The sequence below is a fragment of the Chryseobacillus diguaensis genome, from assembly GCF_049220665.1.
Taxonomy (GTDB): Bacteria; Bacillota; Bacilli; order Bacillales; family Bacillaceae; genus Metabacillus_B.
In genome coordinates this window covers 1-12,972 of the sequence record NZ_JBMKNV010000027.1, presented here as the reverse complement: position 1 = coordinate 12,972, position 12,972 = coordinate 1, and the positions used below count along the sequence as shown (strand labels likewise).

General features: G+C 36.2%; 8 protein-coding genes and 2 pseudogenes. 5 read left to right on the top strand and 5 right to left on the bottom strand.

Annotation, left to right across the window (positions count from 1 at the left end):
- Nucleotides 1-1,199 precede the first annotated feature (1,199 nt).
- The 3 genes and pseudogenes from ACOT8F_RS20770 to ACOT8F_RS20760 all read left to right on the top strand — a co-directional run bounded on the left by ACOT8F_RS20770 (nt 1,200) and on the right by ACOT8F_RS20760 (nt 6,492).
- Entirely contained in the window at nt 1,200-2,717 is a 1,518-nt protein-coding gene (locus tag ACOT8F_RS20770; protein ID WP_421653816.1) for a COG4705 family protein, read from the top strand.
- A gap of 404 nt (nt 2,718-3,121) precedes the next feature.
- Nucleotides 3,122-3,394 (top strand): annotated as a pseudogene (locus ACOT8F_RS20765) (S8 family peptidase); the annotation flags it as partial.
- A gap of 629 nt (nt 3,395-4,023) precedes the next feature.
- Entirely contained in the window at nt 4,024-6,492 is a 2,469-nt protein-coding gene (locus ACOT8F_RS20760; protein ID WP_421653815.1) for a beta-propeller fold lactonase family protein, read from the top strand.
- A gap of 588 nt (nt 6,493-7,080) precedes the next feature.
- Here the strand turns inward: ACOT8F_RS20760 and ACOT8F_RS20755 are convergent.
- The 5 genes and pseudogenes from ACOT8F_RS20755 to ACOT8F_RS20735 all read right to left on the bottom strand — a co-directional run.
- Nucleotides 7,081-7,188 (bottom strand): annotated as a pseudogene (locus tag ACOT8F_RS20755) (IS30 family transposase); the annotation flags it as partial.
- A gap of 404 nt (nt 7,189-7,592) precedes the next feature.
- On the bottom strand, nt 7,593-9,023 hold the full coding sequence (locus ACOT8F_RS20750; protein ID WP_421653814.1) for an alanine/glycine:cation symporter family protein: 1,431 nt from the start codon (nt 9,021-9,023) through the stop codon (nt 7,593-7,595).
- Between the two features lie 158 nt (nt 9,024-9,181).
- Nucleotides 9,182-9,352 (bottom strand): DEAD/DEAH box helicase, encoded by a 171-nt coding sequence (locus ACOT8F_RS20745; RefSeq protein WP_421653813.1) that lies wholly within the window; start codon nt 9,350-9,352, stop codon nt 9,182-9,184.
- A gap of 48 nt (nt 9,353-9,400) precedes the next feature.
- A complete protein-coding gene (locus tag ACOT8F_RS20740) occupies nt 9,401-9,688 on the bottom strand; it encodes a hypothetical protein (protein ID WP_421653812.1) in 288 nt (95 codons plus the stop codon).
- A gap of 523 nt (nt 9,689-10,211) precedes the next feature.
- Complete coding sequence (locus tag ACOT8F_RS20735) at nt 10,212-10,853, bottom strand: LysE family translocator (RefSeq protein ID WP_421653811.1); 642 nt, start codon at nt 10,851-10,853, stop codon at nt 10,212-10,214.
- A 144-nt stretch (nt 10,854-10,997) separates the two neighbouring features.
- On the opposite strand from ACOT8F_RS20735, the gene ACOT8F_RS20730 reads away from it, so the two are divergent.
- Complete coding sequence (locus ACOT8F_RS20730; RefSeq protein WP_421653810.1) at nt 10,998-11,666, top strand: GntR family transcriptional regulator; 669 nt, start codon at nt 10,998-11,000, stop codon at nt 11,664-11,666.
- A 364-nt stretch (nt 11,667-12,030) separates the two neighbouring features.
- Nucleotides 12,031-12,618, top strand: a complete 588-nt coding sequence (locus ACOT8F_RS20725) for a 50S ribosomal protein L25 (RefSeq protein WP_421653809.1) — start codon at nt 12,031-12,033, stop codon at nt 12,616-12,618.
- The last annotated feature ends 354 nt before the right edge of the window (nt 12,619-12,972 follow it).

Here is a 12,972-nt window from a genome sequence, read left to right as displayed (position 1 = left end):
ATTTGATCACGATTCATTTGATTATTTTTAGACAGCATTTCAATCACCTCACTAGTTACTTCTTTCATTATACAAAAAAACTGCCAACATCCTCCTCAAAATCGAGGAGTTTGTCGACAGTCTGAAATAAATGCCTTCCAAATAGAAGGCATTTATTTTTTATTCAATATCAATAACATTGTTTATCAGAGCCTTCTTTTTAGATTGTGGTATAAAAATAGCTGAGATGATATTTAGGGACATTTTATTCTTAATTTAAGCAATTATAGACAATTAATGATTAATGTTGTGTGCTTAAACACTTTATATTTTGTGTCAAAAGCTTATATTTGGACATTTTATGGTTAATTGTAAGGACAATTTATCCTTTAACTTACATTGTGTGTAATTTGAAGAATAACTTTGCACGGTATGCAAGGATATACTTCAATACACTTTATGCAAGAATATACTTCATTCAGGTTAAATACAGAGTACGGGCATCAATAAAAAAAGTGTAAATTTAAGCATAAATTGTCTAAAAGGACAATTTATGCTTTATTTGTTGTTGGGACAATTTATGGTTTAATAATAATAAACCCTCAATGGTATTTAAGAATTAATTAATATATAATCTATATACGATTTAGTGGGAGAGCCAAATACGGAATCCCTTTTAAAAACAAAATCATTAGATATAACTCCAATCATCAGAGATCTTTTTGGCGAAAGAACATTAAAGAATTTCAATGAAGAAGACTGGTTACCGTCAAAACCATATAAATTGATTAAGGATGCTATTCAAAAATATGAGGATTCACACTTTGATAAGTGCTTGAATATTTGAAGCAAACTTCGTCTGAGAGTTCTGCTATTAATATTAAATGGATTGAAAGCATCTGCACTTATTGGAGAAACGCACCAGTTAATTTGACTAAAACTATCTTTTAGTAGAAACACAGAAAGACTCAACTGGACCTCGAATGACTATCAATTCTAGTAAGGTTATGATAAAAATTTTAACTAATTTTAATAGGTTTATAAGATCTATTTAAGAACACAACATTATAATTATTATGCTATAGAAATAATGAAAATAGGAGAAGCTTTTAGGAAAAGGAACGATAGCTTGTTTAAACAAAGATTATGATGGCTATCCATATTTAGTAAGGGAAAATAAATTAAGTTGCAGGATACCACTGAAAAGAAAGGAAATATGTATGCAAACAAACCAAAACAACCTAAAAATTTTACTTAGCAAGGTACCAGAAGTAACTATTTTCTTCTGGATCATCAAAATATTGTGTACAACTGTAGGGGAAACATTTGCTGATTTCCTAAATTTCAACCTTGGATTTGGCTTAACACTCACTACCATCATTATGGGAATAGCATTTTTTATCCTATTGTATCTTCAATTCAGAGCAACTAAATATATTCCAGGTATTTATTGGACAACGGTTGTCCTGATCAGTGTATTTGGAACCTTGGTAACCGATAATTTGACAGACGCAGTGGGAGTACCTCTTGAGCTAAGTACAGTAGTTTTCTCCGTGCTGCTAGGATTAACTTTTCTTTTTTGGTATCTCAGTGAGAAAACACTTTCGATCCACTCGATTTATACAAGAAAAAGAGAAGTTTTCTATTGGCTTACCATACTTTTCACATTTGCACTTGGAACCGCTGTCGGAGATTTATATTCCGAACAACTCGGTCTTGGTTATCTTCTCACAGGATTAATAGTCATTATTATAATAGCTTGTGTATTTATGGCATGGAAATTTTTGAAACTTGATGGGGTATTAGCGTTTTGGATTGCGTATATTCTTACTCGCCCACTCGGAGCATCATTAGGTGATTACCTATCTCAATCAAAAGTTAATGGCGGGTTAGGTTTGGGAACAACAGTGACGAGTGTTATTTTCCTAATCGCTATTTTAGCAATAATCATTTTTCTTGCTGTTTCTAAAATTGATATAACGGCAAAAAGTGAAACAGTAGAAACAAACCAAACAAATGGAAGCAAGAAAAATGTTTTTACTCAAACCATTGCGGTACTTTGTATTTTCTTAGTTGTTTGTATAGGCGGTTATATTTGGCGCAGTAATTTTTTAGAATCGCAAGCCACTTCTCCACAAGCAACTTTAGGAGGACAATTAACAGGTTTTGCTAAAATTGAAAATCAAATGCTAAAAGATGTAAACTCAAATAACTTTGCTTCGGCTAAAAAAAACGCTGACGTTTTGGAAAATCAATGGGACACCTCGGAAGCAAAGCTTAGGAGAATAGACGGTACAACATGGACTAAAATTGATGGAACCATTGACGTTGTATTAGCAGCGGCTCGTTCATCAAACCCTGATGCGAGTAAAACCAAATCAGCACTTGACAAGTCACTTAGTGTTATAAATGCGGCCAATAATTCAGCATCGAAAACCGGTTCTTCACAAGCTGCATTATCTGGACAATTAACAGACTTTGTTAAAATCGAAAATAATTTACTAAACGATGTAAACTCAAATAACTTTACTTCGGCGAAAAAAGGGGCTGACGATTTGGAACATCAATGGGATACATCGGAAGCTAAGCTTAGGAGAATAGATGGCTCTACATGGACTAAAATTGATGGAACTATTGACGTGGTATTAGCAGCGGTTCGTTCAGGAAACCCTGACGCCAATCAGTGTAAATCTGCACTTAAACAATCGCTTAGTGTCCTAAACGCAGCCAATAAATAAAAATCTTAGGAATCGCAAATTGCGGTTCCTTTTTTGCGTTGAAGATTCTGTTTCCGCCACAGCAAATAAATCAGGATGACCTTTATAAGGAGAGAGGATCGAATAGATCATCCTTCTTAAGCGTTATATGTATAGTTATTGTAATGGTATCCTGTATACGAAAGGACTTTAGAGCCTGCTTTACGCAGATAAATTTTAAAATTGCCCTTTTACAGTGTATCGCCAGGGTTAACACCAGCCCATAAATTTATTATCTGATGCTTTTTTCTTAACTGCATTGACCCCCATTACATAGACGTCATATTTCCCTCCTTTAACATCTTTCATGGTATATGTATATACTCTGTTCTTTAAATCAATTGATGCTGCAGTGGCATTTGGCATTGTTGAAAGCAACAGTACTAGTGGATTTAGTAGCTCCGGGCGAATAAATTTTATCTACTTATCCTAATAATCAATATGCTGAATTATCAGGTACTTCAATGGCTGCACCCCATGTATCAGGAGCCCTTGCTCTGCTCATAGAAAAAAATGAGAAAAAACGTAACCGGCCTTTAACTGAGTCGGAGATTTTTGAGCAACTAATAAAAAATACAGTATCTTTAGGGTATCCAAAGTCTGATGAAGGTAATGGAATGTTAAAGCTGCAGAGTGGCACTAACAGATATTTTATTTAAACAATTATAAGTACTTTTTTAATTGCTTTTTATTAAGCGTGCCAATCTCAAATCCTTTACCTAGTCGAACCTGCTGAAAACATGGCAAGAGTGAAGGAAGAAACTTTTATTCCCATCCCAGAACATGTGCGTCTATACGATGCACTATATAGAGCTTCATGACTTTTTTGGACGTGAAAAGTATTCTATTATGCACAGTTTGAAAAAGATGAAGAGCCTGAGTGCAAAGGTATTGTTACAAACGTGAAGAGAAAAGAATTAACTTTTTAATAGAATAACAGAGATAATTAGCAAAAAAAGCATCTGCTTCCTTAGGCAGATGCTTTTTTAAACAAAAGGGCGGACTTACGGCAAAGAATTAAAAAATCTTGTCAGCTAAATAATGCATGTTAAGAAAAGTAATGAGTTGAATGATTAATGAACGTTTACTTTTTGAGAAATTTTCCCATGACAAAACCTCGTTTAATTTACACCGATTAAATATCCTATTTGTTATATTTAAAATATTTTGCTCTATTTCAAGGCTTCTCTTTAATTTTATATTTTCTTCAAGCTCTTAAAACATTAGCTTTACATTGATAGTCTATAATTTTTATGAACTGCAAAATACTTGAAAGAGGGAGATTTGCTTGAAATTAAAAAGTAAGCGCAAAAAGATTATAATAGGGACCGCGCTGGTATCCTTGCTTTTTTCTGGAAGCGTGACTGCTGCAGCGGCTTACAAGATATTCGCCGGTCCTAAGGTTGACGGCACATCGGTAACATCCGGCGGCTGGTACCTGAAGCCGGCTGGAACACAAGTCAATTTGGGAAGCTTTCCTATGGGAGGAGCACTGACGCCGGATAAGAAATATCTTGTGGCAGCAAACGCTGGAAGCGGCACTCATTCCCTGCAGGTAGTAGATACAAAAAAGAAAACTGTTACTCAGACCATTTCTTATGAATCTCCTGAAGCCTTGTATCTCGGAGTAGCCTTCAGTCCTGATGGCAAGAAACTGTATGCTTCAGCCGGCGGCAATAACAAGATTAGGGTGTTCAACTTTAATAACGGCAAACTTACCGAGCAAGCACCGATTCTCTTAAAGGATAAAAACAACACTAATTTTTATCCCGCTGGAATCTCTATTTCACCGGACGGCAAATTCCTTTATGCAGCAAATAACGTAGATCATTCTGTATCACGTATCGATCTCACTACCCAAAAAATTGCCGCAACTTCTAAAGTTGGTAAAAGTCCTTATGCCGCTGTAGTAAGCCGTGATGGAAAAACACTGTACGTCAGCAATTGGGGTGAGAGCAGCGTTTCCGTACTGGATGCAAAAGATTTGACTATTAAAAAGACCATTCGTGTAGGGCTGCACCCGAATGCAATTGTTGAAAACCCTGTAAACGGCTCAATTTATGCAGCGAATTCAGATAGCGACGAAATTTCGGTAATCAATCCAAAGCAGCTTAAGGTAGAGAAAACCATATCCCTCTCTCCATATCGCGGTGCACCAACAGGCAGCCAACCAGATGCCTTAACGGTTAGCCAAGACGGACAAACGCTTTACGTGGCAAATTCGCTGAACAATGACATTGCTGTAATTGGTCTTGAAAAGAAGGCAAATCATGCTGATGCTAAGGTAAAGGGGCTTATCCCGACAGGTTGGTATCCTACAGGTGTATACATGGGTCAAGACGATAAACAGCTGATGGTTCTTAATGCAAAAGGACTTGGCGCTGGTCCTAACAGCAAATCGAAAGAGTGGCTTGGAAACATGATCAAAGGCACGATGTCATTCATCAATGTGCCAGATCAACAGCAGCTGAAGAAGTATACAGAGAAAACAAACGATAACAACCATGTCAATAAGTCTAAAGACAACAGCTGGTGGGGACAATTATCTGGTCAAAAAGACTTCCCGATTCCACGTTTTCCTGAAAAAAATGCTTCACCGATTAAGCATGTGATTTATGTCATTAAAGAAAACCAAACTTACGATCATGTATTCGGTGATTTAGGAAAAGGGAATGGTGATCAAAGCCTGGCGCTGTATGGAAAAGATGTAACCCCGAACCATCATAAGCTTGCCAGCCAGTTCGTAACCTTCGACAATTTCTATGCCGATGCCGAGGTCAGTGCCGATGGCCATAACTGGACAACTGCTGGTAAAGCGAATGATTATGTACAAAAGAACTGGCCTGCTAACTATTCAGGCCGAGATCGTGACTATGATTTTGACGGCGGCGGAGGGGGCAGCACGCCAGACGATGCCCCTTACACAAAGTCAAAAGAAGGATATATATGGGATGTCGCCATGAAAGCTGGGTTAAGCTTCAGGAATTATGGGGAGTTTGCGTATAACTATGATGAGAAAACGAAAGAGTATAAGCCAAATAACTCCAGTACGACTGACTTCGGTGGTAACTATGATCCTCATTATCCAAGTTGGGATCTAGACATTTCAGATGAAACCCGTTACAACGAATGGGAAAAGGAATTCAGACAATTTGAAAAGAAAGGCAACCTCCCACAAATGGAAGTCGTTTATTTGCCAAATGACCATACCGGTGGATCAAAGTGGGGTCCAGAACAGATGGTGGCACAGAATGATTATGCATTGGGCAAGCTAGTTGATACAGTAAGTCACTCGAAATATTGGGAAAAAACAGCCATTTTTGTTGTGGAGGACGATGCCCAGGGCGGAGTAGATCACGTTGACGCCCATAGAAGCGTAGCATTGGCAATCAGTCCATACACGCAAATAGGTAAAGTTGATAGTACGTTCTATGATACCCCTTCTGTCCTTAGGACAATGGAGCTGATTCTTGGCTTAAAGCCGATGACACAATTTGAGGCAGCATCGATCCCGATGGTAAACTCCTTTACTGATCATCCTAAATTTTCGCCATATTCCGTGGAGCAATCAAAGTATTGGCCTGTTGAAAACAGCAGCCCTGCTCAGCAGACAGCAGTAAAATCCATTTCATCTTCAGGCCCGCAATATCCTGCAGATTTGGACTTCTCAAAGCCGGACGTTGTAGACCGTGAGAAGCTTAATCGCGAAAACTGGATGAGAATTAAAGGTTACTACCCGGAACAAAAGCAAAAGTAACTACTGTACACGTATTATATTAAACAACTTTACTAGCCACAAACTTCATATTTGGGAGAATTGATAAATATAATTTTTTGTACAAAAAATAAAGCATAAAATGTCTTTTTTGGACATTTTATGCTTTATTTAATAAACAATTTAACTAAGGTTCTTTTCTTAAACTTTTGCTTTTGCTATTAACTCTTTATGTCTGTACAAATTTTAAGAAAAGATGCCAAGAGGCAAGTCTATAAACGTGGTTGCAGCTCTTACGAATAGCAACAACCTCTGTGAAAACAGCCTTAACTTAAATTTAAGGCTTACTATAATAAACAACAACACTAATATATGTATTCGAACGGTGCATCAATATTGTTTATTTTTATATAATTGCTCGAAAACCATGCCCAAAACAGTAATAACATAGAGGTACTAAAATTTTAGGGAAAGACATTGATGTCCTATTAGCTGGTTTAATTAAATCGAAAACAACAACTTCGAATGTAACGGTTTATCTTGACGGGGAGTTATTCTTAGCCCCATTTTTATCACTTTGATCAGTAAAGAAAACACAGTAATAAGAATAGTAAATAGATGTTCTTTTTTGCTGTTTTCATTGGTCCCTCGCTGCCATGGTGCATAGGGATTGGGGAAGTAGACCTGAATACCGAGCTCTTTTTTTACATCGGGATAACAGGAAAATTCTTTTCCTCGTTATGCTCAACGTTTCAATCAATTAACCGTTCGATATAAGTGTTCTTTCGATTTAGAAAAGATTTTAAAGGAAAATAAATATGATAAGTTAGTTTTTCATTACAGATCCAAACACCCTAAGTATATTCGTCCTATGTAAGTTCAAGGGCAGACAATGGAACAATATGCGATTTTGCAGCTCTATCGCATTTTTCAATCTAAAATTTTAGTTTCAGCAGGGCTGGCGCTTGGCATTTTGGATGATGTATAAGGATGCCCGTCCTCTTTGGTTACCCGCTCGAAACTCATCTTTTGCCATAACAGTAAATAGTTGATTTTGACACGCAAAGCGATTGTAATAACCCGACTATATAACTTAATTTAAAAAGCCGGATTGTGCAGGACACAATCCGGCTTTTTCTTCTTCAGGCATTTTTTCTCAGAGCTTCAATATTCGGTCTGTTCCATTCCTCCGCATCGGCCACCCCAATGTCTTGAGAAAAGAATTCAGGATCCTTGCCTGTGCGTTTTTGTTGTTCATAGTTTCTTAGTGCATCAAAGGCAACTTTGCCTAAGAGAGTAATGGCGACTAAATTAGTCAGGGACATGAAGGCCATGAACAAGTCAGCCAGATTCCATACAAAATCGAGGCTTGCAACAGCTCCAATCATAACCATAGCAAGAACAGCTATACGGTAGATAAAAGAAAGAATTTTATTTTCTTTAATAAAATCAAGATTTGTTTGACCATAAAAATAGTTTCCGATTATTGAAGAGAAGGCAAACAGGAAAATTGTGATGGACATGAACGCATTTGCCCAGTTCCCGACGTTTTGTACCATAGCAGTCTGTGCCAATTCTATTCCTGTTAAGCTGCTGTCATGCCATGCATCCGAGAATAAAACAATAAATGCAGAAGCTGTGCAGATGATCAGGGTATCAGTTAATACTCCAAACGCTTGCATTAGCCCCTGTTTGGCAGGATGAGAGGTAGAGGCAGTGGCAGCAGCATTAGGAGCTGAACCCATCCCGGCTTCGTTTGCGAATAGACCCCTTTTAATACCGATACTAATGGCAGCACCAAGGCTTCCTCCAATAGCTTCATTCATTCCAAACGCACTTGTGACAATCATTTTCAACATCCCAGGAAGCTCTGTTATGTGAATAAGTGTAATGTAGAGTGCTAATCCTAAGTAAAAGACTGCTAAAACCGGAACGATAATTTCAGAAAATCGTGCTATTTTTCTTGCTCCTCCAAAAATAATGAGTGCAGTAAGGACAACCAGGGCCAGTCCTACGATAGAGCGGTCAACTCCGAATGATTTTTCAACGGAAATGGCAATGGTGTTCGATTGCACGGAAACAAAAGCAAGACCAAAGCACATGATGATCAGTACTGCAAAAAGAATACCCATCCAACGGGATTTCAGCCCTTTTTCCATATAATATGCAGGTCCGCCTTTAAACCCTTCTTTATCTTTCACTTTATAAATCTGAGCGAGTGTAGCTTCCACGAATGCAGAAGCTGCACCGAAGATGGACATAGCCCACATCCAGAAAACTGAACCGGGTCCTCCCACTGCAACCGCGATGGCCACACCAGCTACGTTTCCGGTACCGATTCTTGTGGCTGCCCCAATAGCAAATGCTCCAAACGATGAAATTTTCCTTTTCCCATCTGCCGCCAATTCACTTTTTTCAAATAAAACGCCGATCATTTCTTTTAAGTATCTTAATTGAACAAACTTAGTTTTAAAAGTAAAATATAGACCTAAAATAACAAGAAAAGTAACTAAAACCTTTGAAGAGAAAAAATCACTTACTGACAAAATAAAATTATTAATAAAATCAGTCATAATAAATTCCTTTCCATAAATATTACAAGAGTTCTATAAAACAGGTGGGATTAATATAAGATCATTTTAATTTTTTATAATCATATTAACAATATATAATTTAGATGAAACAAATATCAAAATAAGATGATTGAGGACTTGTGATTGGAATCAGACAATTAATATAAGTGGCACATTTGTTTATCCGCTTTCTCAAGTTTCTGCTGCACCAGTTGTTTAGTGGGAGCTAAATTGAGAACTGGTTCACCAGTATTTTGAGTTGATTGTGCCATAAGTAAGCACACTAAAGTCTTACCGCCTCCCGTATGTAACTTAAGTACCACTAACATATTATATCGATGTTTAACAGTTTATTTTTTGAAAACAATTATTTAGTCTTAATGCCCAAACCGTTGGGTTGTACCTGTAACATGTACAACATTAATTAATACTAAAAAATTTACAAGTGTCATAAAGAAACCGATTATAAACATTAATACGGTTAGACCACCAAGGCTGGTAAAGTTTCCTGAGACAACATCAGCTATAAATTCCAATATTGACAAAAAAATCGATACTTTACGTTGATTTTTCCCTGCCTTTATCCGATTAATTTTTGACATTAAATAAATGCTTATAACGGTTAATACAATACCAACGAGTAACCAAAGTGTAGTTTTTAACAACCTTGCACCCCTATATATAATAATTCATTTCCATAAATCTGACCATTAGCACAATAAGAAAACGGGATCGCCTTAGCCATTTCATCTAGAACAAATGCAGACGTTAGTTGAAGAACAAATAGAAACAGTTCCATTTCAAATTACATTGTGTAACTTTAAGCATAACTTTGCAATAATGGCAATCTTATGCTTAAAAAACGCTTTGACAATATTATGCTTAAAGTTATTTTGAAAGTTTGAATGGATACAAAAATGCTCAGAGTTTAATGGCTCTGAGCATTTCTTTTATTATTATGGACAAAGATATTGGTTTCAGCAGGATAAAGAAGATTTATACAGTATAAAGAAATCATAAAACGACAAACGGTGATCAGGAAGGATTAACCCCTTTTTTGTTGAATTCCATATTCAACTACTGGGTGCGTTGTTTGAACTCCTTATTGGACTAACAGAGCAGTTTAGTTCAATAAAACAAAAAGCAACCGAGAGGGTTGCTCTAATAAATTTAAACCAACCTCTGATACTATTGCTTCTCCAAGGCAAGTTTAACTGCAAGTAAAACTAACATACTTCCTGTGGCTTTGTTAAAAACATTCTGAACTTTTGTTTTATTAAACCAAATACGAATGTATTTCAAAATATGAACTACAATTAAAAACCATACAATTGCTTCAAGAATAAGAATAATTCCTAGCATAACCAGTTGTAATAAAACGTTTTGGTGTGTATTAATAAATTGGGGCATTAGTGTCATATAAACAACAACCGTTTTTGGATTAAGTGCATCGCTTAAAAAACCCTGTAAAAAACATTTCTTATATTTTCCGACAGTTGGTTTCATCGATTCTACATTATCATTTAAGTTATCCATTTCAATCGGGAAAGCACTTTTAGCCTTAAAAGACTTAATCCCAAGGAAGATTAGGTAAGCTGCCCCCATGTATTTAATCAAAGTAAATAATACTATGGATTTGGCAACAATCGCCGCTAAACCAAGCACTGCTACTATTGTCCAAATGGAAAGACCTGCTGCTATGCCAAGCGTAGTAAACTGACCTGCTCTTGTTCCATGAGACAATGTATTTTTCGTTACTAAAATAGTATCTACACCTGGTAAAATAACCATCATCACCGTAATTAAGATATACATAAATAAATTTTCCATAGCGACCTCCTTATATGTATATGCGATATATTGCATATAACAATAATAACAATCAGGAGCCAAAAATGCAATATATTGCATTTTTCCTAACAATTGAATATACTACAATAAATAAGAATTTAAAACGTAAAGGTGAACAATAATATGCCAATACCTAAAAACTTCTCAACGCCCAATCGGTTATCAGCAAAAGAACGTGCATTTAAACAAATACAAGAATGGATAATAGATGGGACTCTTCAACCCGAAGAAAAGCTAAATGATGCTGAACTAGCACAAGCATTGGGAGTAAGTCGAACCCCTATAAGAGAAGCTTTGCAATTACTTAATGTTCAGGGTTTTGTTGAAATGCATCCTGGGGTATCTACACAGGTCACAGTAGTCAATAAGGAGGATATTTCCAAAATTCTACCTCCTTTAGCAGTGTTACAGGCTTTAGCAGCCGAACTCGCAACGCCTGTTATTGAACAACAGACTATTGATTCATTACGGCGTATTAACACTGATTTTGCCCAGGCTGTGGGGGAAGGTAATTACTATTCCGCATTAAAGCTGGATGAACAATTCCATAAAGTTATTGTTGATGTAGCCCACAATCCATATATTAGCAACACAATATCTATGCTTCAAGCTCATGTACGAAGACTCTTTTTCCATAAGTCAATTATTCTTACATCTGCTTCAGTTAAAGAACATGAAGCTATGCTTCAAGCTTTTGAATGTAAAGATAAAGAGACTGCTTCCAGTATCGCAAGAAACAATTGGTTACGCCCAATTGAGGTATACTATTCGAATTTAAAAGAAAATCAATAATAAACGAAAACACCTTATAATGAAATAAAGGTGTTTTTGAGTTTAAATCCACCGTGGTTGCTTTATAAAAGATAAAATTGCTTTTTATCCAACAACCTTATTGTGGAGTATTTCACTTACACTAAACCAGCTAATAGTTTGTCAACATTTTTCAATGAAATAAAATTTTATTGTATGGTATGCTTGCTTTGGCAACCCTTTTGTTCTGACCATAAATACTCCAGTCGTCCAATCAAGCAAAATATTTGACAAAATAGCAAGCATATTTTATAATATAGTGGTTTTGAAAACATATTAGACATACCTATATTAGATCATATTTTTATACTTATGCCTAAAATTCTAGTATTTGAAGGTGAAGTTTATGACCACATTAGTGGCAAAAGAACGTAAAGAATCAGGGAATTCCTCTTTACATCAGTTAAGAAACCATGGGAAAATCCCATCCGTCGTCTATGGGAAGCACAAAGAGAGCAAATCAATTGTTGTAAAGAATGCAGATTTACTCAAAACCATTAGAGAAGTCGGAAGAAATGGAATTATTTCTTTGGACATCAATGGAAAGTTACAGGATGTAATCCTTGCAGATTATCAGTATGATCCAATCAATTATGAAATTTTCCATGCGGATTTTTTATACATCGATCTGTCTACGGAGATTCATGCCCAGGTGCATGTTGCCTTGATAGGGACATCACAAAGTGTTGAAGAAGGAATTCAACAGTCCCTTCACGAATTAAGCATAACAGCTAAACCTAACGAAATCCCTGAAACAATTGAAGTGGATATATCCGACATTCACGAAAAACAAACCATTAAAATAGGTGAAATTAGAAAAAAATATAGCAATATTACGATTAATCATGAAGACGAAGAGGCTATTGTTTCCGTACTGACTCCAAGACAGGAAGAGGAACAACAGGACAAAGAAATCTCTGAAAATGAAGAATAAGAAAGATGCTGACCCAAAAGGTCGTTGAATGACGACCCTTTTGGGTCAGTTTATTATTTTCAGACTATTTTTTGCCTATTTTTCTAGTTTTTAATTTCACTTTCGGAGTTATCCTCTTAATTTTTTGGGCTCTATAATATTTTTTGGGGTTGATAAACAATTTCGACATAAAAAAAACACGCAGCTTTACTTTAACAGGAGTAAAGCCTTTTCTTATTGAAGTAACGGGCAGTTTAGCATTCCTGTAGATCTTTAAATATCAGGTTTGAAAAAAATAGAGCCCCTCAGTAAGATACGAGTATAGAGTCCAATCTAACTCAACGTCTTAAGGAGGAAGCCTTACTATGAATTTTA